Origin of the sequence: Veillonella sp. T34266-5 (genome assembly GCF_002959815.1) — a bacterium.
In the GTDB taxonomy this organism is placed as follows: domain Bacteria; phylum Bacillota; class Negativicutes; order Veillonellales; family Veillonellaceae; genus Veillonella; species Veillonella atypica.
Genome location: NZ_PPCZ01000013.1, coordinates 1 through 23234, shown reverse-complemented (window position 1 = coordinate 23234; position 23234 = coordinate 1). Strand labels below are relative to the sequence as shown.

Sequence of the window (23234 nt, the reverse complement as noted above, 5' to 3'; positions counted from 1 at the left end):
ATTGTCTCCTTATTCTTTGATAATTCCTTCAATATGTACATCAACCTTTACGTGATCAAGGTCAAGCGTATTCTTTAGTGTTTGTTTAATTTCAGACTGTAATTGTTTTGCAATATCTATTACATTATATCCGTATAGACAACGTACATAAACATTAATCTCTATAAAGCCTTTTCTATGCTTTACATTAATGCCTGGTAAATTTTTTTGTCCAAAAGCGTTCGTTATACCATCTACAATTTCATCATATAAGCGTGGACTTAAGGAGTGAATACCAGGAATTGTGCTTAAGGGCTTAATAGCAACATCAATGATTACAGAATCGGCGATATCTACTGTTGCAGTATCTAATCCATAGTTTAATTTATCGTCTTGACTCATAGGCCCTCCTATTATTCATTACGCTGAATTGGTTCAGGTGTAAAATCATCAAAAATAATATCTTGGACTACGATGTCAATTGTTTCGACTTCTATTTCTGTATAATTGACGAGTGCAGTTTTAATCCGCTCTTGTAAGCGTAGTGCAATATCAGGTATGCGATATCCATAGGAGATGCTCACATATAATGTAACTGAAATTGCTCCGTCATCGTTAAAGGAAATCTTTACACCTTCATGGGCATTTTTACGACCAAAAAAGGTATTAACACCATCATTGAAGGTAGAACTCATATGATGAATTCCTTTAGTATCTAGTGCGGTCATACTAACAATAGTAGCATATACATTGTCAGCAATTTTAATTTTACCAGTTTCTAACTCAGTATTTTTCTTAGTCATATAGGCCTCTTTCAAAAAAGAGCACCTGTCCCTATATAATGACATAGACGACAAGTGCTCAGCTTAACAAAGATATATGGGGGACTATATTACATTTAAAAGATCTGGCCCACTATATCAATGAAATAGTTTTAGGCACGTTCGATGTATTGACCAGTACGAGTATCAATACGAAGTACATCATCTACTTCGATAAATAGAGGTACTTTTACAGTGTAGCCTGTTTCCAATACAGCTGGTTTATTACCACCTGTTGCAGTATCGCCACGGATACCAGGATCAGTTTCAACTACGCGAAGCTCTACGGCTACTGGCAAGTCAATACCGATTACAATACCTTGGAAGAACATGATGGATACTTCCATGTTTTCAAGAAGGAAGTTTTTAGCATCACCTAGTTGTTCAACATTCAATTCCACTTGATCATAAGTTTCGTTGTCCATGAATGTGTATGCGCCATCAGCTTCATATAAGTATTGCATACGACGACGGTCAACATGTGCTTTTGGCACTTTTTCACCAGCGTTGAATGTACGTTCTACTACGGAGCCAGTTTGCAAGTTTTTCATTTTTGTACGCACGAATGCAGCACCTTTACCTGGTTTTACGTGTTGGAAATCAACTACTTGCCATACATTACCGTCGATCTCAACGGTTACACCTGGGCGGAAATCATTACTGGAAATCATCTAACTCTTCTCCTTCTAAATACCTATTTCGATTAACTCTTTTGGACTATGTGTTAATAATTCACAGCCATCAGCCTTAACAATAACACTATCCTCTATTCTCAATCCGATTTCACCAGAAAGATAAATACCTGGTTCTACCGTAATGATCATATTTTCGGAAAATACCGTATCGGATTTCGGATTGGCCACTGGTTCTTCGTGGATTTCAAGTCCCACTCCATGTCCCGTACCATGATTAAATTCCTTGGTATATCCTTGTTCTCGTATATAGTCACGACATACTGCATCAAGTTCTTTGCCTGTAATTCCTACACGAACTGCTGCAACACCTCGTTTTTGAGCTTCTAAAACTATACTATACAATTTCTTTTGTTGCTCTGATGCGGGGCCCATAACGACTGTTCGAGTCATATCTGAATGAAACCCTTTATACACGGCACCAAAATCAAAGGTGATAAAATCACCGGCCTCTATAATCTTATCACTAGCTACACCATGAGGCATACTAGATCGATTGCCAGATGCTACAATTGTTGCAAAAGAAGGTTCCTCCGAACCTCGTTTTAACATTTCTGCTTCGAGTATGATACGTGCTTCATTCTCCGTCATACCCACCTTTAATTGCGGTAATAATGCGGCAAATGCATCATCTCCAATTTTAGCAGCTTTTCGCATTAATTCTAATTCATCTTCTCGTTTTACAGCACGCAATTTTGCAAAATGTATGGATGTAAAATTAAAGCGTTCATCTAATGTATCACATAAGGTTTCATATGTATCAACAGGCATATATTTTCCTTCAATACCAAAGAGACCATCGTGAATGTGATTGTCATTAAAAATATCTACAAGAGTATCCATAACTGATGATTCATATTGAATAACCTTATAGCCTTCACATTGTTTTGTAGCTTGCTCTGTATATCTAAAATCGGTAATCATAAATGCTTTGTCTTGTGTGACAATAGCAAATCCTGTGGTACCTGTAAAACCAGCAAAATAATGTAAATTTATAGGGTCAATTAAAATAACACCAGTTAATTCTTGTTCTTTAATATACTTTTGTAGCTGATTTAATCCGTTCATAATCATGCTCCTAGTCTATAAAGTACACCTTATAATACCATAAAATGCCTATATTGAATAGATTTTCATGCTATTTTTTAAAGTCTACCACATCTTGATCAGCTATTTCTGAATATGTATTAATAGCTTCAATCCCATCTAATGTAATATGACCTATGGACAATCTCTTTAAATAGGTAACTTCTCCTCCAGCAGCTCCAATCATACGCTTAACTTGATGGTACTTGCCTTCTTCAATGGTTATATGTAAAGAGCAATCAGAAAGAACGTCTATTTTAGCTGGTTTACATTGGGTTCCATCCCCCAATACTATCCCTGTTTCTATGCGTTCAAGGCCTTCTTTAGAGAGTTTACCATTAAATTCCACATAGTATACCTTCGGTACATGTTTGTGCCCGTTAATGATAGAATGCGCCCATATACCATCGTTTGTGAGTAATAATAGTCCTTCTGTATCTTTATCTAGGCGTCCAACTGGAAATACACCCATTTTCTTAAACTCAGGTGGTAATAAATCCATCACTACAGGATGAGTAGAATCTTCTACAGCCGTAATATATCCAGCTGGTTTATGAAATTTAATATAATACTGTTGTTTTGTTGATATTTGTACGCCATCAACTGCAATAATATCATCATCTATATGTATGGATTGGTCTTTTTTTAGGATAACAGTACCATTTACAGTAACACGTCCATCCTTTATGATTTGGTGAACTTCTTTGCGACTACCAAAGGCTTTATTGGCTAATAGTTTATCTAATCGCATCATTAATTCCTCTTTCATAGTATTTGAAAGAATAAATTATACATGCCCTCTCAAATTATCTACATGAGCAGTATCATTTAATAAGTTTAAAATATTATGGTCCGATGGTCCCATCCCGTTGTAAAACACGCGATTAATCGCAGTATTACCTTGGCTGAAATTCCAACAATGACCAATCGGAATATCGAGCATTTTACATAACAGTGTACGAATCGTCCCACCATGACAGGTTATTAGGATTGTTTCGTCATCATCATTTTGGCTTAAAAATTCTGAAAGACCATCCCATGCACGATCTTGTACTTCTTGAAAGCTTTCACCATTTGGCAACTTTACAATATCAGGTTGTCGATACATTTGATCAATAAGGCCTGGCCATCGTTCTTCGATTTCTGAGAACAATAATTTTTCCCAGTCACCAAAGTCGATTTCTCGTAACCGTGGATCTGTTGTAATTTCGATATTTCGATTACCACGAATCGTTTCTGCTGTTACAAGTGCTCTAGATAAGTCACTTGATAGAATACGATCAAAATGTACATCCTTCAATGCATTAGCGCAAGCTTTTGCCTGTGCTATTCCATTATCATTTAGAGGAACATCGGTTATGCCTTGATAGCGACCTATCTTATTCCATTCAGTTTCGCCATGTCTAATAATATATAATGTTTTCATGTTGTGTTCCTATTTCTCAAATATGGTACTTAATAAATGAATAAGTTCCACGTTATGTGCATGATCTTTTATAGCTATCCGCATCCATTTTGGGCCCAACCCTTTATAATTAGCACAGCTACGAATTAATATATTATGTTTTTCTAATCTAGTTTGTATATCAGTAACTGTAATATCAGGATTAATAATTTCAGTTAAGATATAATTTGCGGATGGCTTATAAACTACTAAATCTTTAATAGCCACTAATGATTCATACATATACTTTGCTTCATTAGCTAATACAGTCTTACTATCCTTTATATACTTAGTATCGTTCAGAGCAGATTCAATATAAGCTTGTGCCAATGTATTAACTGACCATGCAGGAATATATTGACGCAATGATTGTATCAATGTAGGATTTGCAAACGCTGCGCCGATACGAAGTCCCGGTACAGCATAAAATTTTGTAAAAGAATGTACGATAATTACATTGTCATATTGATTAATGAGTTCGCGCATAGAGTAGCTATTGTCTCGTAACGATTCATTACCAATAAAATCAATGAACGATTCATCGATAACAAGTAAACTATTAGCATCTTTTAACATTTGCGCTAATACTTTGATTGATTGTTTATCCAATAATGTTCCATCTGGATTATTAGGGTTACCTAAAAATACGACAATGCGTCCATCTTGACCTTTTAATTCAGCAGCAAATGTTTGTAATGCTAAATAAGGTACTTCAAAATATGGGGTGCCATCATCATTTTGTCGCTGACGATAAAAAATATCCCTCACCGGTATGTTAGCAGCATCCATAGAGGCTTGGTATTCAGAGAAACCAGGTGCAGGAACAAAAGCCCCTGTAAATCCAGGTAATCGTCCAACTGCATAGAGGAGCTCTGCAGCTCCGTTACCAAGAAGTATAGAACCCTTTTCTATACCATATACATTGGCAATAGAATTTATAACATCATCATTTGTAATATCTGGATAATGTGATATGTAATGTAATCGTTCGTTTAGTGCGTCTAAACCTTTTGGACTAGGTCCTAGTAGATTAATATTGGCACTAAAATCAGATATTTCAGATAGATTTATGTTGTGGTCATGAGAAAATTTAAAAATATTTCCCCCATGTGTATCTGGCATTGGCGTCCTCCTTTATCGCTTTATATATGTTAGTCCTTCATTTGTTGTTTCCACAATATCAATATATTGTAAGGTAGGTAATTTTTTTTCAATATATTGCCTACATTCATCAATAGCCGTATAATCGCTTGGAAACAACAGTCCCATTATAGTACCACTGTGAGCAATGATTGTACCAACGCTATGAAAGGCATTACCAATATCATGAAACTCATAAAGGTTAGGCTTATATAAAATGCGTTGATTAGCAAAGGCACTCAAGGTAGCTGCCTGTCCTATCAACGTAATGTCATGCGTTTCTAGACCTTTTTTAAAGAGATCTAACGATTTTCTAATGATAGGTTCTTTTTCGTGTATTTTATGGGATAAGTCTTTTTGTTGATTAAAAGAGATGGTATCAATAGTACCCCCTTCATCAAAAATCAGTATTTTTAAAGGCGGACAAGTTCCTAAAAAATTACAGATGGCCCCATTTATATAATCAAATTGTGTAATTCCAGGGTAAAAAGCAGCATCCGTCGGTTCTACTGATAAACAAATGGTTTCTAGCTCTTTTGGTGTTAATGCTCTATTACATGATAATGCAGTGGCCATTGCGGCTACTGCTATATCCGCAGAGCTAGATGCCATTCCTTTTCCTTGGATAATATCAGATCTTACATAGATGGCGGTATTGTCATGGCTTGGAATATGCAATATATCCTTTACTAAGTTACGAGCTTGACTAGACTTAGGTTGTAAGGAGCAATAATAGTGTGGCAATGGATGTGTTACCTGGCTCAGTGCATAGGAATAGCGGTTGATTGGACATGTCACAAGAAATGATTGTCCATCAATGGCCCCTTGGATAAATTCCCCACAAGTGCCTGGAGCACGAACATAATAAGTCACTAAATCCTCCTTATACAATAAAACGATCCATGTATAATTAAATGATTAAAGAATAGGAGCTTTCACAACAGAAGATAATAATGTCAACGTAATTATATATACTAATATTAACAAGACCTCTGTTACTTCTACTACGAATCCATATGTATCACCAGTCGTTCCACCTAGCTGTTTAACTATATAATGATTGATAATACGATTAATAATATAGCTAACGATCATCGAGAAAATATTGATTTCCATTAAGCCTACCAAAGCGTATGCTAGGCCAAAAATAGCTATGCTATATGGTATAAATGGAATCGAAAGCATACTTGTTATACCTAAAGCGATTGCATATAGTAATGATAAAAGTACACAAATGATAATAGGCATACAGAAAGTAGAAATAGTGCTCCATGTAATCACATGTTTTGGTGCATATACGGCGAAGGCTTGCCCCATACCGGATTTACGAGCATATGGATAGGAGCGAATACTTAAAATTAATGTGTATCTACTCATAAGAGGCATCATTACCAGTATAATAGGGATAAATTCAGGTATAGGAATCGCAGTTAATAGTTGCCATTTTAACAATGTGATAAATACAAAAGCTACAACCCCAAAGGAACCCACACGGCTATCCTTCATGATTTCTAATTTTTTCTCTCTTTCACGCCCTGAAAACAGGCCATCGCTTGTATCCATCAATCCATCAGCATGCAAGCCACCTGTGAATAAAAACTCACTGATAACAATAATAAGCATTAATGGCATGGGTGATAAAAATTGAGAGAATATAAAATAAATCAGTGCTAAAAATATACCGATAATTAATCCTACAAAAGGAAATGTAGCAACAGACTTACCAAAATCTTCCATGGACCATTCTGTTTGATTTACGATTTTTAGTCTAGTTAGAAATTGTAAGGCTATAAAGAAAGGTGTCATCTATGTATTACTCCATAAATTGATAAGCGACTATGGTAGTGATGATTATCATAAGTATTGATGACATATACATCATATATACACATCGAGTAATATGTAATCGATTAAGTGTTTCTAATGCATCACCCATATACTCACGAAATGTCATCTTTTTAAAGTATTGGTTATAACCGCCTAGGCGAATGTGCAATGCACCCGCCACAGGTGCTTCTGCATAGCCCCCATTAGGGCTAGGATGTTTATAGGCATCGCGAAGGCCGATACGAAATGCGGCCTTGCCATCAAATCGTAATATAAAGGCGGAAATAACTAATAAAAGAAATGTTAGTCGTGCTGGAATCCAATTTAATATATCATCTAAACGCGCAGCTACACGTCCAAAGAACATATATTTCTGGTTTTTATATCCCAACATGGAATCCATAGTATTAGCTGTACGATATAATATAGCCCCTATTGGGCCACCTAATATAAAGAAAAATAGTGGTGAAACAATGCCATCAATAGTATTTTCAGCTATTGTTTCTACTGTGGCCCGAGTAATTTCACTTTCATCAAGATCATCTGTATCGCGACCTACAATCCATGAAACGCGATGTCTTGCATCATCGATGCGACCTTGTTTCAGCAATCGATTAATTTCAAATCCAGCTGCGCCTAGTGAACGAGGCGAAATTGTGATGTACACAATCAGTACTTGAATGGCATATTCTACCCATTCATTGATAAGACTACCAATCCAAAGAAGTAATGAGGCTATGATGTAAACGGTTAACAATATAAAGCCAACCGTAATACCACCATACCAGAGTTTTTTTGTATCATTATCTGTATCTTTATAAAATACAGCCTCATAAAATGATATGACACGACCAATTAGAGCAACAGGATGAAATTTACTATTGGGATCACCGATAATCGTATCAATTATAAACGCAAAAATTGGAATACATACATAGTTATAATGTTTAAACCAATCCAAGAGTATGTTTAAATCCATTCATATCACCCATTATCCTTTAATAGAGTCATAATGTAATCCATATCTAAATGTTCTTCTACGATATCTGCTAAACGATTATATGCATTATTTTTATGTTCGAAATAATGGAATACAACAGGTGTTTCGTCTAATCCTTTACGTAAACGTAATTGATTTATAATAAAACGACGGAATTCATCGTTATCAAATACACCATGAATATAGGTACCCATAACTTGATGACGGCCATCGATAAATCCATCTACTACTGTTATAGGAGTTTCGCTACGTTTAGTAATCGTGAAACAACGTTTTACAGTATCATCATTTGGTGTTGTATCGCCCATATGGATTTCATATCCTACGAGTTCACTACCAGAAAATGTACCGTTAAGGAAATGTAAATTTTCCACATCAAATGTTACTTGATGTGTTGTTTTTTGATCCTTCATGGTTGTAGTAGAGTTAACTAAGCCGAGGCCTTCACTCTCCTCGATATCGCCTTCCATATGATGCGGATCATATATAGCAGTACCAAGCATTTGGTTACCACCGCAAATACCGATTACAGGAGTTCCTTTTTCCGCCAGTTCTTTAATCTCATTAGCTAAGCCGGAGTTTTTTAAATATGTTAAGTCAGCCAATGTATTTTTAGAACCTGGTAAAATAATCAAATCAGGCGTACCAATAACATCTCCAGGACCGACAAAACGAACGGAAACATCTGGTTCATAGTTCAACGCATCAAAATCTGTAAAATTAGAGATTTTAGGAGTTTGAATAACAGCAATTTGAATGTCTTTAGAACCTACATTCTTTTTGTTTTCCAAAGCTACAGAATCTTCTTCATCAATATCAAGATTTTCAATGGCAGGAATAACACCAACCACTTTTTTACCTGTTTTTTCTTCGATGAAAGTCAATGCTGGTTCTAATAACTTAATATCGCCACGGAATTTATTGATAACAATACCTTTGATTAAATCGCGTTCTTCTGGTTCGAGTAATTCTAATGTACCCACAATAGAAGCAATAGCACCACCTCTATCTATATCCGCAATGAGAAATACAGGAGCTTGTGTCATTTTAGCAATACGCATATTTACGATATCATTAGCTTTTAAATTAACCTCAGCAGGACTACCAGCCCCTTCGATGACAATCATTTCAAAATTTTCATCGAGAAAGGCAAGAGATTCTTTAACCTTATCAAGAGCTGTTAAAGAGTAATGGGTATGATATTCTTTGGCACTATACACACCAACAGGTTTGCCCATTAGAACAACTTGAGATGACTGATTTCCTGTAGGTTTAAGCAATACAGGGTTCATTTGTACAATAGGATCAATACCAGCTGCTTCAGCTTGGGCAACTTGAGCACGTCCTATCTCATCCCCCCATTTGGTTACATAGGAGTTTAAAGCCATATTTTGCGCTTTAAATGGCACAGTTTTATAGCCCATCCGATAAAGAATACGGCATAATGCAGTACATAAAATACTTTTGCCTACATTAGAGCTCGTTCCTTGGAACATGATTTTTTTAGCCATTTATATGAACCTCCTGAGATTTTAATTCTATGGTTACCCCACTAATCGTTAAATACATTTTATTAGCAGCACTAGCAACCTCTCGATTTACACGGCCAGTTATATCGCGAAAATATCTTGCCAATTTATTTTCTGGTACAATACCTAATCCGATTTCGTTGGTTACAAAAATAACAGTTTTATCATTACTGTTGTTAATTTCTTGTAATAACAATCGCAATTCTTTTAAAATAATAGATTCAATACGATTAGCATCCTCTTGCGTATTGATATCCCCATGAGCGAAGACGTGATTTGATGTAAACATAGTAAGACAATCTATTAAGATGACATCACTAACATTCTTAATTTGTTCCCAACTTTCATGTAAGTGTAGTGGGATTTCAAAAGTAATCCACTCCTTACCGCGGCGCAACTGATGCTTTTTGATGCGGTCTTTCATTTCGTCATCAAAAGCTTGTCCAGTAGCTACATAGGCTTTTCGCCCTTTTAAGGATAAGGCTAATTGTTCTGCAAATTCACTTTTTCCACTACGAGCTCCTCCGGAGCATAGAATAATTGTAGATTTCATAAAGCACCTATACAAGTATATATAATTTCTGTATCATTATTAGTATAACAAAAGGAGATACACTATGGAAATTATGAATATGAAATTAAAAATGATGTCTACCCTTTGGGAAAATACCTATCGTGTAGCTATTGAAGATGGTCAAGGTGGATATATTGGTACATGTCGTGTTGTTGTTAATGTACCGCTAGACCCTTCTGAATTACCTCCTAATGCACCTATTGTAGAGCCACAAATGTTTGTATTAGTAGAGGATTTTTCTTTTGATGCATCTAAAATTATAAATTTTGAGACAACATTAGCAGATTTATTGCGTGAAAAATTTAGATATCAAATTCCTCATATCTTCTTTTTCTATCCAAGTCCACATGATGTATTGAATCAAGAAATTACACAATCTTAATAAAGAAAAAAGCTATGTGAAGACATAGCTTTTTTTGTTTATTCTTCTCCGATTTCTTCTTCTACACGACTTAATATGAAGCATAAATCAGATAGTCGATTTAAGTATCGCAAATTAGATTCATGTACGCTTTCACCTGCATCTAATACACGCCATAAATCACGTTCTGCACGACGAGCAACAGTTCTAGATACATGTAAATAGGCAGAAGATTTATTCTCGCCAGGTAAAATAAATTCTGCAAGAGGTTCTAATTTTGCATCGAAGCGGTCGATAACTTTTTCTAAATGTTTTACTTGCTGGTCGGTAATTTGAGGAGCTTGATTCAAGCTAGCAATATCAGCCATTAAAGTCCATAAGGAACGCTCTATATCGAGTAACTCAGCTTGTACCCTTACGTTCTTTGCATAGGCTCTAGCTAATCCTAGGAAGGCTTGGAGCTCATCAATAGTACCATAGGCTTCAACACGAAGAGAAGATTTCTTTACACGTTCACCCGTATAAAGACCTGTTGTACCTTGATCACCTGTTTTTGTATAAACACTACTACTCATGGCCATACCTCCTGTTATATGTTATTTATATTCTGGGAACCATAAATGAATTTCACGTGCTGCTGAATCTACTGAATCAGATGCATGTACAACATTAGAATCCATAGTTAAGGCATAGTCACCACGAATACTACCAGGTGTGGCATCTACAGGATTAGTTGCACCATTGATAGTACGTACAGAAGTAACGGCATTTTTACCTGCTAGTACAAAAGCTAATACAGGTCCAGACGTAATAAAATCAACTAATTCACCAAAGAATGGCTTATCTTTATGCTCTGCATAATGTTCTTCTGCTAATTCTTTTGGTGTTTGAAGTAATTTCATAGCTTTAATAATTAAGCCTTTACGTTCATAACGTGTAAGAATTTCACCACAGATTTGACGTTTTACACCATCTGGTTTAATAAGAACTAAAGTTTCTTCCATCTTTAAACCTCCCTTTTATTAAAATCTATAATGTGGATTTAGAGATAGTTTTTTCAATCTAGCAATACGATCCTTAGTACTAGGATGTGTGCTAAAAAGATTCGACAAACTAGCACCAATACCCATCATAGGATTAATTATAAACATATGCGCTGTAGCATTATTGGCATTAGGTAATGTTCCATATTTAGAATATTCTTCGATTTTAGCCAATGCCGATGCAAGTCCTAATGGATTTTTGCTTAACATAGCCCCACCCTCATCCGCTAAATATTCACGGGTACGGGAAATACTCATTTGGATAATAGCAGCTGCTAAAGGTGCCAAAATAAGCATACCAATCAACGCAAGTGGATTGACATTATCATCGCGGTCATCAGAGCGGCCACCAAAGAACATACCAAACTGCGCAATAGTTGATATAGCACCACCAATAATGGCTGCAATAGTACTGATTAAGGTATCACGATTTTTAACATGTGTTAATTCGTGACCTAATACGCCAGCTAATTCATCATCCGTTAACAATCGTTGAATCCCTGCTGTTACAGCTACCGCAGCATGTTCTGGATTACGACCAGTTGCAAATGCATTTGGTACGTCCGTAGGGATGATATATACCTTTGGCATCGGTAGTTTACCGTTTTTAGCCAATTGTTCAACCATACCATATAATTTAGGGTTTGATTGAGCGGTAACTTGCTGTGCGTTGTATTGTGCTAACACAATCTTGTCGCTATACCAATACGATGCAAATGACATGCCTGCAGATATGATGAACATTAACATCATTCCTCGAGCCCCGCCAAAAGCATCGCCTAATAATACTAGTATCACTATTAAAGTGGCTAGTAACATTGTTGTTTTAAAATTATTCATAGAATCCTCCAACATAAGTTTTTGGACTATGCCTTAACTAGATTTATTATACCACATTTTGAATAGTTGTGGCCCCTATTGTATCTGCCTCTAATACATATACTTTGTTTTCGATGCCATGGAACTCAAAGATTTGGCCCATTGCTTCAGCTACTGTTTGTACATGAGCTTTATCTGTATATGCAATTAAGGTAGAACCAGATCCACTGATAGTTGCACCATAAGCGCCTGCGGCTTTTGCTGCAGAGAATACCTTATCACAATGAGGAATCAACGTTTTTCGATACGGTACATGGAGATTATCCTCCAAGGCAACCGAAAGATTATCCAATTGGTTCGTAATTAAACTAGTTACAAATAACGATGCATGACTCACATTTTGAACAGCCTCTTTAAAAGGCACATGATTTGGTAATACAGATCGTGCATATTCTGTAGAAACTAATACCTCTGGTACGACTACAGCAAAATGAAGTGATTCTGGTACAGGGATTACTGTATTCAAAACTTTATCTTTCAAACCTGTAGCGCAACAAAGATTACCAAAAATTGCTGGTGCCACATTATCTGGATGGCCTTCCATACGATTGGCAATGATGAGTAACTCTTCTTTTGAAAGTGGTTTATTTACGAGATTATTGGCTAGTAAAAGCCCACCTACAATAGCAGTACTACTACTACCAAGGCCACGAGAAGGCGGAATCAGTGTTTCTGAAGTTATATGACCATATTGTATTGGTTCTTGTGCTTTAGCAAATACTTGTTCAATAGCAATGCCAATGAGATTTTTTTTAGGGTCTTCTTTTTCTAATATGTCTGCGCCATAACCATGAAATGTATAGCTAAATGATGTAGCATTTGCATCAGGTGTAAACTCAAAAATATTATATAGATTTAGAGCTAATCCAAGGCAATCAAAGCCCGGACCGCAGTTGGCACTTGTAGCAGGCACTTGTACACGAATAGTTGTCATAATATTACGCTTCCATAATTCTGATTACACTGCTCACTTCTTTCACAGAGCGCAAGCTATTAAAAGAATCAATTAAATTTAAAATATAGGAATGTGGACATTTAGAAGTTACAATAGCAAGTACTGCTGTTTCAGGATCTTTATTCCGTTGAACGATTGAAAGAACAGAGATTTTTTGCTCTGCTAATTTTGTAGCAATTTTCGCAAGAACGCCAGTTTTATTATCAACAGCTAATCGCATGTAGTAACTAGATTGTATTTTACCTGGAGAATAAATATTCTTTTGATCAAAGTAGAATGGTTTAAAACGTCCTGTAGATTCAAATGCTACATTTTGAGCTACTTCCATAATATCGCTGACAACGGAGCTACCTGTTGGTAAACTGCCAGCGCCACGTCCGTAGAACATAGCATCATCAATGCCATTCCCTTTAATATAAATTGCATTGTACGAACCGCGTACGGATGCTAGTGGATGTGTTAGTGGTACGAAAGCAGGATATACATTGAGAGATAAACCCTTTGAAGATTCTTTTGCAATACCAATAAGTTTAATATTGTAGCCGAATTCCTTACCGAAGGAAATATCTTCTGTATCGATTTTAGTGATACCCTCTACTGTTACATCTTCGAAGAATATACGACGATTAAAGCTAATAGAAGCCAAAATAGCAAGTTTACGTGCTGCATCTAAGCCTTCTACATCCGCAGTTGGATCAGCTTCTGCATAGCCTAAATCTTGAGCCTCTTTTAATACATCACCGTAGCTTAACCCTTCATCTGTCATTTTGGATAAAATAAAGTTTGTTGTACCATTCATGATACCAACAAGTTCAGTAATGCGATTGCCGCCAAGGGATTCATATAATGTTCTAATAATTGGAATCCCACCAAGTACAGAGGCTTCAAAACGTAAATCTACTTTATTTTTATATGCTAAGTCAAATAAATATGGGCCCGCTTCAGCTAATAAATCCTTATTGGCTGTAACAACACTTTTTCCGTGTTTTAAAGCTGCTTCAACACATTCTTTTGCAAATGTTGTGCCCCCCATTAATTCAACGACAATTGTAATCGATTCATCATTAAGAACATCATCAATGTTAGTCACATATTGTGCAGTGCTTGGTAATGTAATATTTGTATATTTATCTGGGTTGCGAACAAATATTTTTGAAATCTCAATAGTTACACCGCTTCTGTTAGTAATCAAATCGGCATTATCTTGTAATAAATTAAATGTTCCTTGGGAAACAGTACCAAATCCTAATAAGGCTATTTTAACGGTCTTCATAATGGTCCTACTCTCTTCTAGACTGGTCAATATTGAATGTATATTACGCTTGACCTAAAATTTCTACTTTAATAATTCCTTTCATATTGCGAATATCATGTAATAATTCCTCTAATGAACCTTGTAAGTTTTTGGTCTCAAAAGAAATACTACTATTGGCAATACCTTGTAATGGAATATCTTGATTTATAGTCAAGATACTACCATTTTTATCTGCTATTGCTTTTAAAACACTTGATAACATACCTGATTCATTGGACATGGAAACGGTAATGCTAACAATTTTTCCTTGAGCAATCTCAAAAAATGGAAATACATAATCTTTATATTTATAATAAGCAGATCGACTTAAATCCATTTTCTCAACAGCTTCATTTATTGTTTTTACTTCACCTAGTTTCAAAATCTCTTTTACTTTGATCGTTTTCTTAATCGCTTCTGGTAAAATATCTTCTTGAACTAAATAAAATTTGTCCTTTTTTGGCTTTGTCATACTAATTCTCCTTACATTAATTAGATGTTTCCTGAGCAACAAACTGACGTCCATATAAAGTTAATACTGCATACATACCTATAAAAAATGGTACATATTCTGCCATCACACGCCACGCCACAGCTATAATACCTACAGTACCACTCGGTACGAATGGTGCAAAAAGTAAAATGAATAATCCTTCAGCAATACCTGTTCCCCCTGGTGTAGGTGCAAAATAAAGTATTAAATTCAACAATATCATTCTATCTAATATCGTAATAATTGGTACATCAGTAGTAAAGGCAAACATCAATGCCGGTGCTATGCAGTATAAGCATAATAAACTTAATCCTGATTCGATAAATACAATAAAGGATTGAGTAGGTTTTTTATACAATAATGCAAGCCCTTGATTTAGAGTTTCTAATTTCGCTAACCAATCCTTGGTTTTATGGGCCTTAAAACGTTGCGCTAGATTATATACAAATTTCCTCATATATACCGTTTGTAAAAGATATGTTCCTAATAAAGTAGCCAATACGGCGAAAAAGGAAAATAATAATAACATATCTCTTGAGATATATGGTATTTCTATGGAGTCATATAAAAATACAAGCGGTAACATGATGACCAAGAACATGATTGAAAAAACCGTACGTATCAATACAATTGGCGTTCCTTTACTAATAGGAACATCATAGCTCCTTAACACTAGCACTTGAGCCACAGCACCACCACTGGCACCTGGTGTGAGCATAGCCATAAAATAATTGCTAAAAATAACCCTAAGTACGGCTTTTATTGATAAATGGTAACCACCAATTTTTACAAGGCGCTGTAATCTTAATCCATCAAAATACATACCCAAGGCAAGTGCAATGATGGCAAGTAACAATGATTCACCATTAAAAGTTGTTATTGTTTTAAGGGCTTCTAAATCGATCGTATAATAAATGATTCCTAAAGACACGGCAAAAAGTAGGACAAACATGAATATGCCACGTCTCATCATCTTACTCATAATAAATCCCCGTAATTAATGAGTTCTATATTATGTTGTGAAATATATCTACGTACATTATCGGATGTCATAGCAGATAATTCATCTTGCCAATGATATCCCCAATTATAGTGTTTGCTTAAAACGTCATTACTAATACCCGGATGCGTCATAATTTCATGAGTACCAGATAGAGAGCTAACTTGTTTTAAAATGGACAATAACTCTGTTTCGCCTAAAGCACCACCATTAATCATGCCCCAGAAGTATTGTGTAAAATAAATCCCCTTATTGCGAATGTTCGGCAATGCTTGGGCTGCTACAGTGCTCAAACCACATTTTCCCATAATACGAACAGGATTATGCACACCATTTAAAAATGTTATTTTTTCATTTGGCACCCGTATCGCTTTAATTTTATATCGCATGGCTTGCTCTAATACTATAGGTAATATACTCGGTAAGACATGCATATGTTGGTGTCCATCAATATGAGTTACGTTTACACCAGATTCCATAATTTTAGAAACTTGCTTTGTAATCTCTGTTCTAACTTCATCATAATTAATAGAGCCACTATATATGCGTTTCATAAACTCTATATAATTATCAACAAAAACACCTTCTTTTGTTACAAGACTAGGAATTTCACTAGGATCACTTACCGGTGCCATTCCGCCTACTAATGCTATGTGAATACCTATACCCAACTTTGGATATTCCTTTGCCATATCTACTGCTTCATTAAAAGCAGCACCACTTGCCAATATTGATGTGCTTGTAATCGCACCTTTAGTATGCCCTACAATAATACCTTCATTTATAGCTGAATGAAGGCCAAAATCGTCAGCATTGATAATTAGTTTTGACATAAGAGTGCCTCTTTATTCGTAAAAACGGGAAAACAATGTTCACCCAGAAAAGATATATGTTATTTTACCAAATACAGGTATATAAAATCAATACAAAATAGCGATACTTGTATACTGACAACGGACTTTTTATATCGTTTTCACATAATTTATATACCCTTCTATCATAGATAATCTATGAAGGAAAATTATATACCCTGTCATCTTAATTTATCGATGACAGGGTATCGTTATAATATATTAAATTTGTTCTCTTACCTTATACATACAAAGAGCAGCTGCAATGGATACGTTTAAAGATTCTATATCACCATACATTGGAATGGTAATAGCTTGATCACACATTTCAATAATTTCCTTAGACACTCCATTCCCTTCATTGCCGAATATAACCATAGTTCGCTTTGCATATGATATGGTATGATATGGCTTTGCATTGTCTAGTGAGGTAACATAGGTTTTAATAGTATTATCCTTTATAAAATCATAAAATTCAGACAATGTAATATCTTCAAAAATCGGAATATTACAAAGAGCACTCATCGTACTACGTACGCATTTTTCGTTATAAGGATCGACTGTTCCTTTTAATAAGAATATACCTTTTGCACCGGCAGCCACAGCCGTACGGATGATTGTACCTAAGTTTCCAGGATCCTGTACACCATCTAAGGCGACATATAATCCATCATCTACTATAAATGAATGCAAATCAGTAATGCATTTTTTTGCTATCCCTAGTATGCCCTGTCCATTTACAGTATGCTCAATTTTATCAAATATTGGATCTTGTACTACATAGACAGAAGAAATAGTAAAATCTTTTTGTACTAATGGTTCCAATTCACTTCGCTTTGATTCTCTAATTAAAATAGTGCGCAAAAATCCTTTTTTTCCTAAATCCGTTACAGCACGAATTCCTTCTACCGTGTATTCACCGAATTTTTGCCGATATTTTCTCTGTTGTAAACTGATAATATGTTTTATAGTCTTATTGTCTTTCGACTGAATATAATCTATTTTTGGTGATTCCATAACTCGTAAAAATCCCCCTTATGTTGCATGAGCTCTTCAAATGTTCCATTTTCCACAATCTTACCATAAGAAAGAACTAAAATTCGATTTGCTTTTTGTACAGTTGATAAACGATGTGCTACATTGATAATTGTTTTTTCACCGCGTATGGTCTCAATACTCTCTTGAATCTGAGATTCAGTATGACTATCTATATTTGCCGTAGCTTCATCAAGCAGTAAAATAGGCCTATTTAAAATTAAAGTTCTTGCAAAGGCCAATAATTGCTTTTGTCCATCTGATAAAAGTGATCCTAAATATCCTACTGATGTTTGATACCCATCTGGTAAAGATTCAATCATGTCGTGTAATTTAACCTTTTTTGTGGCATCTATAATAGTATCCATAGAAATAGAGGAATCATATAAATTAAGATTATCTTGAATCGTACCTTTAAACAAGTATGCATTTTGAAATACATAGCCCATAATATTTCTAATCATTGAAGAATCATATTGGCTAATATCATGACCATTAATATAAATGTTGCCTTTTGTAGGTCGCAATATTCCCATCAATAATGAAAGTAATGTTGATTTTCCACTACCAGATAGTCCTACAATACCAAGATACTCTCCTTTTTTTACTGTAAAAGAAATGTTATTCAAAGCATATACATCACTGTTATCATAGGAATAATACACATCTTTTAATTCAATGGTATCAATGGTCTTAAATTCATTAGGAACAGTTGTAGTCAACTCGCGTTTTGGTTCATCCAAAATAGGAATCAATCGTTCTGCACCGGCTAATGCGCTTTGCAAAGAATTATATTTATCAGCGATTTCTTTCATAGGTTGAAAGAATCGATCCATATATTGTATAAATGCAAACACCGTACCTGCATCTGCTACGGATTCTAATAGATTTGTCATTGTAAAAATAACAATAAGTGCCACAAAGAACAAACCATCTACGAGAGGTCTAAAAATAGAAAAGGTTGTAACCTCAAATATACCTGCTTTTAAAAACTCGCGATTAACAGAATCGTACCGTTGTTCAATACTTCTTTCACCTAAATATGTTTTTACAATCAATATGTAATTCAATAATTCTTTGATGCTCGAATTAGATGCTGCTACAGAAGAACGAACTTGTCTAAATGCTTTTCTAGAAAATTTTTGATATATCCAGATAATACATCCCATGATAGGAATCAACAAGGTCATAACAATTGCTAAGGGAACATTAATAGCATACATGAAGGCTAAAATACCCAAAATCATCAATGCACTACTTATGAGTTTTAGTAATACATCTGTATATAATGTACGCAATGATTCTACATCATTTGTAATACGCGTTACCCAATTTCCTATTGGTAAAGACTGAAAATCTTCAGCGGATTTATGAAGAATTTTTTCAAATACCGTACTACGTATATGAAAAATAATCTTCTGTCCAAATGCAGATAATAAATAATTTTGCAAAAGGATAAACACAATGCTACCAACAATCGATAAAGCATATAAACCGGCATAATGCTGAATAGTATTCAAATCTTTCATAGCAAAGCCTAAATCGATAGCTTGTTTTGAAAGATATGGACGTATGAGCGAACATAACAGATTACTAATAAGAGCTATACTAGCCAAAATGAGTAGCCATAAATAAGGTCTAATATATTTAGTTAAGTATGTAAATAGGCGCCAATCATTATATTTTAATTTCATTATTGGGCCTCCTTATTTTGAGCTGTATACATCTGATAATATAAACCTTTTTTGCACATTAACTCATCATGTGTTCCCTCTTCACAAATTCGGCCTTCATCAAACACGATAATACGATCCGCATGTTTGATTACTTCTAGTCGTTGAGATATGCATAAAATGGTTTTTTCCTTTGTAGATTGCAATACTTGTAATATTTCATCTACAGTTATGGCATCTAAAGCAGAGAAGCAATTATCTAATAATAAGTAAGGTGCATTTTTGTAAAATCCACGCGCAATATTGATGCGCTGTTTTTGACCACCTGATAAATCGCGACCTTCCTCAGCTAATATGCTTAGTGGATTTTCCAAATCCTTTCCTAAGTCGCGATATAATTGTGCTTTTTGGGCTGCTTCAGCAACGGTAATATGATTTTTATTTTCATAGCCGAAGCTAATATTGTCAGCAATTGTTGAACTTAATAAATATGATTGCGTTGGTACATAGGAAATCGAATTTCTGACCGTACCAATGGGCAGTGTCGTAATATCTTGATTATTAATATAAATAGTCTTTGCTGGTGCCTTTTGAAGTCCTAATAACAATTTAAAGAGTGTACTTTTACCAGAGCCAGGTTTACCGACTATACCTACAAACTCGCCTTTTTTGAATGTAATATTAATTTGTCGTAATGCAGATGATTTTGCTTCATCATAGGTGAAATTTAAATATTTTATATCTATATCGCCTAAATCAATTTGTTTACCATCTGTATCATTACATTCTGCAGGTAGACTCATAAAATCAACAATTCGATCAAGAGAGGCCATTCCTTTTTGAACTATAGCTACTAATGAACCTAGAGAAATTAATGGTCCTATAATAAGCATAATAAAAGCATTGATTGTAACGAATTCACCAACAGTCATAAGACCTTCTACTGCTAACGTACCGCATATATACATACTAATACTGATACAAATGAAAGGTGCAATCATGGTTAGAGGTGATAAAATAGCATCAAGTATAGCTACACTCATATTATCAGAATAATTTTTCTTGTTAATACGATTAAACAATCCCCCTATTATCGATTCTTTATTAAAAGCTCGAATAACATCCATACCTTGAAAAAGCTCTTGCCCAAATTCTGTCATATCACTATATGTATTCTGAGCTTGACGTTGCTTTTTTCGTAAACGTCGACCTAGTGTAAAGATTGAACCTAAAATAAAAATAATTGGGGTCATAATCTTTAAGGCTAAAATAAAATCTATTTTTTGGATTAATATGATAGAACCCAAAATAGAATATAAAATAATATCAACGATGATCATGACACCTAAACCTAGGGCTACGCGTAATGAAGTAACATCATTTGTCATCAACGCCATTACCTTACCAGGTCCGTTAACATCATAATATGTAGTAGGAACTTCTAAAGCACGCGCACATAGTTTTTGGCGAAATAAATACTCCATGCGTCGAATGGATCCTAATAATGTTCTACGTGATATAACTTTCAATATAGTAATAATGATTAATAAACCAATGAAATACAATATGTAATGGGTTAAGCCCTCTTTATTATGGCTCAATGTATCGATGGCACTACCAATTAGTTGTGGTACGATTAAAAAAGCTACATCGATTGCGATTAGCATAGTTAACCCGATAAGATAATATATACCTTCACGACGAAAAAATTCCTTGAAAATTGAATATGGATTCATCGAATACCTCCTGTTTTCTTTCTATCGTACCATTTACTACATAATTCTTCTACCTAAAACATAAAACCCAACTATATTCAAAATTAAAAGCAAACTATATCGAAAAAATTAGTTTACTAAAATGGATAGAAATGGTATACTAACCATAGAAACATTGTTTAATCTATTTAGTATATAAACTCTTAGGAGGAATGAAACATGGAAAAACGTACTGGTGTTGTAACATTTGCAGGTAACCCTATCACATTGGTAGGCCCAGAAATTAAAGTAGGTCAACAAGCACCTGATTTCACTGTATTATCTAACGATTTACAACCTAAAACTTTGAAAGATTATGAAGGTAAAGTAAAAGTAATCTCCGTAGTACCTTCTCTTGATACTGGCGTATGTGATGCACAAACTCGTTGGTTCAACCAAGATGCAACAGGTTTATCTGATGATGTTGTAGTATTAACAATTTCTATGGACCTTCCATTTGCCCAAAAACGTTGGTGCGGTGCTGCAGGCGTAGATAAAGTAGAAACATTGTCTGACCACAAAGATGCTTCTTTTGGTACAAACTATGGCTTCTTAATCGAAGAATTACGTCTTTTATCCCGTGGTGTTGTAGTTATCAACAAAGATAACAAAGTAACATATGTTGAATATGTACCAGAAGTAACTCAAGCTGTTAATTTCGATGCAGCATTAGAAGCAATTAAAGCTGATATCTAATATCGCCTACTATTAAGGCCGTACAACGTACGGCCTTTTTGTTTTCACAGGAGTTATGTATGTGGATTAAATTTTCAAAACTATTATTAACTATAAAAAATATTGCCCTACTCGGCGTAGGTGTAGCATTGTGTATCGCCCTAGTTAATTCACTTATAAATTTAGGGGTCATTACATGGGCCAATATAAATGGTGAAAGCACATATTACAATCTTATTGAGGAATTAATTACCTTCTTCCTCTACTTCGAATTTATTGCATTAATTGTAAAGTATTTTAAAAACAACTTTCACTTTCCTTTAGACTTTTTCCTATATATTGGCATTACGGCCATTGTTCGATCTGTAATTATTGCCCATGATACATCCTTTGACATCCTCATATGGGCTATCTCCATTTTTGTGCTCGTATGTAGTTTAGTATTAGTAAAAAGATATATTGGTCACGATGAATAATATAATTATTTATTATTCTTTAATGCTCAAAAAGGTTCTATAATAAATGTTGGGGTGACACCACTACGGTGTCACTTCCAACATTATTTTTTTGCAAAAAATAAGCATACAAGGCTCACATACTTTACAATAAAAGTGACTAATTCCCAAAGAAAGGATGTGAGCTTATATGCCTACTACTGATTATACTGAATTTTTACATAATGTAAAACAAGAGTTTATTACAAACAGCTACGAATTGGACGGAACATTTATTTTTGACATAGAATTACCGGTAACACCACATATTTGCCCAAAATGCGGAGAAACTACAGAGCATATTAAAGATTACCGCATACGTACGGTAAAATTTGGAAAAGTACAACGAGGACGATTAATTGGAAAATACAGACAACGTCGATATATTTGCCCTCATTGTAAGCACTCTTTTTCTGAGAACAATCCATTTGTACGAAAATATATGCAACTAAGTATAACCAATATTAAATTGCTATTTGATAAACTTACTGAAAGTGTAACCTATACTGCTATTGCTAAAGAGTGTGATACATCTATTACTACAGTATTACGCTATTGCTCTATGATCACTATACCTAAGCCTAAAACACTACCTACTGTTATTGGTATTGATGAATTCAAAGGAAATGCAGAAG

General features: G+C 34.8%; 27 protein-coding genes. 4 read left to right on the top strand and 23 right to left on the bottom strand.

All coding sequences use genetic code 11. From position 1 onward, the window contains the following. Window positions 1-9: 9 nt before the first annotated feature. The 12 genes from VIHSUH07_RS05045 to cobU all read right to left on the bottom strand — a co-directional run bounded on the left by VIHSUH07_RS05045 (window position 10) and on the right by cobU (window position 10071). Window positions 10-381: an Asp23/Gls24 family envelope stress response protein gene (locus VIHSUH07_RS05045; RefSeq protein WP_105084117.1), complete on the bottom strand. Its 372-nt coding sequence runs from the start codon at window positions 379-381 to the stop codon at window positions 10-12. Window positions 382-392: 11 nt separating this feature from the next. Continuing rightward, window positions 393-782, bottom strand: a complete 390-nt coding sequence (locus tag VIHSUH07_RS05040; RefSeq protein WP_105084116.1) for an Asp23/Gls24 family envelope stress response protein — start codon at window positions 780-782, stop codon at window positions 393-395. A gap of 131 nt (window positions 783-913) precedes the next feature. Further along, window positions 914-1471, bottom strand: a complete 558-nt coding sequence (gene efp, locus VIHSUH07_RS05035; protein ID WP_005378924.1) for an elongation factor P — start codon at window positions 1469-1471, stop codon at window positions 914-916. A gap of 15 nt (window positions 1472-1486) precedes the next feature. After that, window positions 1487-2560, bottom strand: coding sequence for a M24 family metallopeptidase (locus VIHSUH07_RS05030; protein WP_105084115.1), 1074 nt, complete (start codon window positions 2558-2560; stop codon window positions 1487-1489). 70 nt (window positions 2561-2630) lie between these two features. Further along, the gene (locus VIHSUH07_RS05025; RefSeq protein ID WP_105084201.1) at window positions 2631-3329 is read right to left on the bottom strand and encodes a pseudouridine synthase; all 699 of its coding nucleotides are present in this window, start codon (window positions 3327-3329) and stop codon (window positions 2631-2633) included. Between the two features lie 36 nt (window positions 3330-3365). Continuing rightward, window positions 3366-4004 carry an alpha-ribazole phosphatase gene (gene cobC / locus VIHSUH07_RS05020; protein ID WP_105084114.1) on the bottom strand — a complete coding sequence of 213 codons (639 nt, stop codon included), beginning with the start codon at window positions 4002-4004 and terminating at the stop codon, window positions 3366-3368. Window positions 4005-4013: 9 nt separating this feature from the next. After that, a complete protein-coding gene (locus VIHSUH07_RS05015) occupies window positions 4014-5144 on the bottom strand; it encodes a pyridoxal phosphate-dependent aminotransferase (RefSeq protein ID WP_105084113.1) in 1131 nt (376 codons plus the stop codon). A 12-nt stretch (window positions 5145-5156) separates the two neighbouring features. Next, window positions 5157-6035 carry a GHMP family kinase ATP-binding protein gene (locus VIHSUH07_RS05010; RefSeq protein WP_105084112.1) on the bottom strand — a complete coding sequence of 293 codons (879 nt, stop codon included), beginning with the start codon at window positions 6033-6035 and terminating at the stop codon, window positions 5157-5159. A 45-nt stretch (window positions 6036-6080) separates the two neighbouring features. Next, complete coding sequence (cobS, locus tag VIHSUH07_RS05005) at window positions 6081-6968, bottom strand: adenosylcobinamide-GDP ribazoletransferase (RefSeq protein ID WP_105084111.1); 888 nt, start codon at window positions 6966-6968, stop codon at window positions 6081-6083. A 7-nt stretch (window positions 6969-6975) separates the two neighbouring features. After that, the gene (gene cbiB / locus VIHSUH07_RS05000; RefSeq protein WP_105084110.1) at window positions 6976-7968 is read right to left on the bottom strand and encodes an adenosylcobinamide-phosphate synthase CbiB; all 993 of its coding nucleotides are present in this window, start codon (window positions 7966-7968) and stop codon (window positions 6976-6978) included. 5 nt (window positions 7969-7973) lie between these two features. Further along, window positions 7974-9500, bottom strand: a complete 1527-nt coding sequence (locus tag VIHSUH07_RS04995) for a cobyric acid synthase (protein ID WP_105084109.1) — start codon at window positions 9498-9500, stop codon at window positions 7974-7976. Next, the gene (cobU, locus tag VIHSUH07_RS04990) at window positions 9493-10071 is read right to left on the bottom strand and encodes a bifunctional adenosylcobinamide kinase/adenosylcobinamide-phosphate guanylyltransferase (RefSeq protein ID WP_105084108.1); all 579 of its coding nucleotides are present in this window, start codon (window positions 10069-10071) and stop codon (window positions 9493-9495) included. Before cobU ends, VIHSUH07_RS04995 begins: the two co-directional genes overlap by 8 nt. Window positions 10072-10135: 64 nt before the next feature. On the opposite strand from cobU, the gene VIHSUH07_RS04985 reads away from it, so the two are divergent. Further along, window positions 10136-10474 (top strand): hypothetical protein, encoded by a 339-nt coding sequence (locus VIHSUH07_RS04985; protein WP_005379051.1) that lies wholly within the window; start codon window positions 10136-10138, stop codon window positions 10472-10474. 38 nt (window positions 10475-10512) lie between these two features. Here the strand turns inward: VIHSUH07_RS04985 and VIHSUH07_RS04980 are convergent, their stop codons facing one another. From VIHSUH07_RS04980 to VIHSUH07_RS04930, 11 genes are all read right to left on the bottom strand, one after another. After that, complete coding sequence (locus tag VIHSUH07_RS04980) at window positions 10513-11028, bottom strand: cob(I)yrinic acid a,c-diamide adenosyltransferase (RefSeq protein WP_005383317.1); 516 nt, start codon at window positions 11026-11028, stop codon at window positions 10513-10515. Window positions 11029-11049: 21 nt separating this feature from the next. Next, on the bottom strand, window positions 11050-11457 hold the full coding sequence (gene ndk, locus VIHSUH07_RS04975; RefSeq protein WP_105084107.1) for a nucleoside-diphosphate kinase: 408 nt from the start codon (window positions 11455-11457) through the stop codon (window positions 11050-11052). 18 nt (window positions 11458-11475) lie between these two features. After that, window positions 11476-12336 carry a zinc metalloprotease HtpX gene (htpX, locus tag VIHSUH07_RS04970; protein WP_105084106.1) on the bottom strand — a complete coding sequence of 287 codons (861 nt, stop codon included), beginning with the start codon at window positions 12334-12336 and terminating at the stop codon, window positions 11476-11478. Between the two features lie 46 nt (window positions 12337-12382). Continuing rightward, window positions 12383-13309, bottom strand: coding sequence for a homoserine kinase (gene thrB, locus VIHSUH07_RS04965; RefSeq protein WP_105084105.1), 927 nt, complete (start codon window positions 13307-13309; stop codon window positions 12383-12385). 4 nt (window positions 13310-13313) lie between these two features. After that, window positions 13314-14603, bottom strand: a complete 1290-nt coding sequence (locus VIHSUH07_RS04960) for a homoserine dehydrogenase (RefSeq protein WP_105084104.1) — start codon at window positions 14601-14603, stop codon at window positions 13314-13316. 43 nt (window positions 14604-14646) lie between these two features. Beyond that, window positions 14647-15096 (bottom strand): ACT domain-containing protein, encoded by a 450-nt coding sequence (locus VIHSUH07_RS04955; RefSeq protein ID WP_005379031.1) that lies wholly within the window; start codon window positions 15094-15096, stop codon window positions 14647-14649. A gap of 16 nt (window positions 15097-15112) precedes the next feature. Beyond that, the gene (locus VIHSUH07_RS04950; RefSeq protein WP_105084103.1) at window positions 15113-16099 is read right to left on the bottom strand and encodes a lysylphosphatidylglycerol synthase transmembrane domain-containing protein; all 987 of its coding nucleotides are present in this window, start codon (window positions 16097-16099) and stop codon (window positions 15113-15115) included. Continuing rightward, on the bottom strand, window positions 16096-16950 hold the full coding sequence (locus VIHSUH07_RS04945) for a ChbG/HpnK family deacetylase (RefSeq protein ID WP_105084102.1): 855 nt from the start codon (window positions 16948-16950) through the stop codon (window positions 16096-16098). The genes VIHSUH07_RS04950 and VIHSUH07_RS04945 overlap by 4 nt, the downstream gene beginning before the upstream one ends. A 240-nt stretch (window positions 16951-17190) precedes the next feature. Then, the gene (locus tag VIHSUH07_RS04940) at window positions 17191-17985 is read right to left on the bottom strand and encodes a TrmH family RNA methyltransferase (protein WP_105084101.1); all 795 of its coding nucleotides are present in this window, start codon (window positions 17983-17985) and stop codon (window positions 17191-17193) included. Then, the gene (locus VIHSUH07_RS04935; RefSeq protein ID WP_105084100.1) at window positions 17967-19697 is read right to left on the bottom strand and encodes an ABC transporter ATP-binding protein; all 1731 of its coding nucleotides are present in this window, start codon (window positions 19695-19697) and stop codon (window positions 17967-17969) included. Before VIHSUH07_RS04935 ends, VIHSUH07_RS04940 begins: the two co-directional genes overlap by 19 nt. Further along, window positions 19697-21412, bottom strand: a complete 1716-nt coding sequence (locus VIHSUH07_RS04930; RefSeq protein WP_105084099.1) for an ABC transporter ATP-binding protein — start codon at window positions 21410-21412, stop codon at window positions 19697-19699. Before VIHSUH07_RS04930 ends, VIHSUH07_RS04935 begins: the two co-directional genes overlap by 1 nt. A 198-nt stretch (window positions 21413-21610) precedes the next feature. Here VIHSUH07_RS04930 and tpx point away from each other — a divergent pair, with 198 nt between their 5' ends. The 3 genes from tpx to VIHSUH07_RS04915 form a co-directional block, all read left to right on the top strand. After that, window positions 21611-22126 carry a thiol peroxidase gene (gene tpx / locus VIHSUH07_RS04925; RefSeq protein WP_005378916.1) on the top strand — a complete coding sequence of 172 codons (516 nt, stop codon included), beginning with the start codon at window positions 21611-21613 and terminating at the stop codon, window positions 22124-22126. Between the two features lie 59 nt (window positions 22127-22185). Then, window positions 22186-22581, top strand: a complete 396-nt coding sequence (locus VIHSUH07_RS04920; protein WP_105084098.1) for a phosphate-starvation-inducible protein PsiE — start codon at window positions 22186-22188, stop codon at window positions 22579-22581. Between the two features lie 169 nt (window positions 22582-22750). After that, the coding region (locus tag VIHSUH07_RS04915; RefSeq protein WP_146104939.1) for a transposase family protein at window positions 22751-23234 on the top strand (484 nt) is incomplete at its 3' end.

Excerpts from the sequence above, each read along its gene's own strand:
- VIHSUH07_RS05045 (WP_105084117.1), bottom strand. The coding sequence starts at position 381 with ATGAGTCAAGACGATAAATTAAACTATGGATTAGATACTGCAACAGTA.
- VIHSUH07_RS05040 (WP_105084116.1), bottom strand. The coding sequence starts at position 782 with ATGACTAAGAAAAATACTGAGTTAGAAACTGGTAAAATTAAAATTGCT.
- efp (WP_005378924.1), bottom strand. The coding sequence starts at position 1,471 with ATGATTTCCAGTAATGATTTCCGCCCAGGTGTAACCGTTGAGATCGAC.
- VIHSUH07_RS05030 (WP_105084115.1), bottom strand. The coding sequence starts at position 2,560 with ATGAACGGATTAAATCAGCTACAAAAGTATATTAAAGAACAAGAATTA.
- VIHSUH07_RS05025 (WP_105084201.1), bottom strand. The coding sequence starts at position 3,329 with ATGCGATTAGATAAACTATTAGCCAATAAAGCCTTTGGTAGTCGCAAA.
- cobC (WP_105084114.1), bottom strand. The coding sequence starts at position 4,004 with ATGAAAACATTATATATTATTAGACATGGCGAAACTGAATGGAATAAG.
- VIHSUH07_RS05015 (WP_105084113.1), bottom strand. The coding sequence starts at position 5,144 with ATGCCAGATACACATGGGGGAAATATTTTTAAATTTTCTCATGACCAC.
- cobS (WP_105084111.1), bottom strand. The coding sequence starts at position 6,968 with ATGACACCTTTCTTTATAGCCTTACAATTTCTAACTAGACTAAAAATC.
- cbiB (WP_105084110.1), bottom strand. The coding sequence starts at position 7,968 with ATGGATTTAAACATACTCTTGGATTGGTTTAAACATTATAACTATGTA.
- VIHSUH07_RS04995 (WP_105084109.1), bottom strand. The coding sequence starts at position 9,500 with ATGGCTAAAAAAATCATGTTCCAAGGAACGAGCTCTAATGTAGGCAAA.
- cobU (WP_105084108.1), bottom strand. The coding sequence starts at position 10,071 with ATGAAATCTACAATTATTCTATGCTCCGGAGGAGCTCGTAGTGGAAAA.
- VIHSUH07_RS04985 (WP_005379051.1), top strand. The coding sequence starts at position 10,136 with ATGGAAATTATGAATATGAAATTAAAAATGATGTCTACCCTTTGGGAA.
- VIHSUH07_RS04980 (WP_005383317.1), bottom strand. The coding sequence starts at position 11,028 with ATGAGTAGTAGTGTTTATACAAAAACAGGTGATCAAGGTACAACAGGT.
- ndk (WP_105084107.1), bottom strand. The coding sequence starts at position 11,457 with ATGGAAGAAACTTTAGTTCTTATTAAACCAGATGGTGTAAAACGTCAA.
- htpX (WP_105084106.1), bottom strand. The coding sequence starts at position 12,336 with ATGAATAATTTTAAAACAACAATGTTACTAGCCACTTTAATAGTGATA.
- thrB (WP_105084105.1), bottom strand. The coding sequence starts at position 13,309 with ATGACAACTATTCGTGTACAAGTGCCTGCTACAAGTGCCAACTGCGGT.
- VIHSUH07_RS04960 (WP_105084104.1), bottom strand. The coding sequence starts at position 14,603 with ATGAAGACCGTTAAAATAGCCTTATTAGGATTTGGTACTGTTTCCCAA.
- VIHSUH07_RS04955 (WP_005379031.1), bottom strand. The coding sequence starts at position 15,096 with ATGACAAAGCCAAAAAAGGACAAATTTTATTTAGTTCAAGAAGATATT.
- VIHSUH07_RS04950 (WP_105084103.1), bottom strand. The coding sequence starts at position 16,099 with ATGAGTAAGATGATGAGACGTGGCATATTCATGTTTGTCCTACTTTTT.
- VIHSUH07_RS04945 (WP_105084102.1), bottom strand. The coding sequence starts at position 16,950 with ATGTCAAAACTAATTATCAATGCTGACGATTTTGGCCTTCATTCAGCT.
- VIHSUH07_RS04940 (WP_105084101.1), bottom strand. The coding sequence starts at position 17,985 with ATGGAATCACCAAAAATAGATTATATTCAGTCGAAAGACAATAAGACT.
- VIHSUH07_RS04935 (WP_105084100.1), bottom strand. The coding sequence starts at position 19,697 with ATGAAATTAAAATATAATGATTGGCGCCTATTTACATACTTAACTAAA.
- VIHSUH07_RS04930 (WP_105084099.1), bottom strand. The coding sequence starts at position 21,412 with ATGAATCCATATTCAATTTTCAAGGAATTTTTTCGTCGTGAAGGTATA.
- tpx (WP_005378916.1), top strand. The coding sequence starts at position 21,611 with ATGGAAAAACGTACTGGTGTTGTAACATTTGCAGGTAACCCTATCACA.
- VIHSUH07_RS04920 (WP_105084098.1), top strand. The coding sequence starts at position 22,186 with ATGTGGATTAAATTTTCAAAACTATTATTAACTATAAAAAATATTGCC.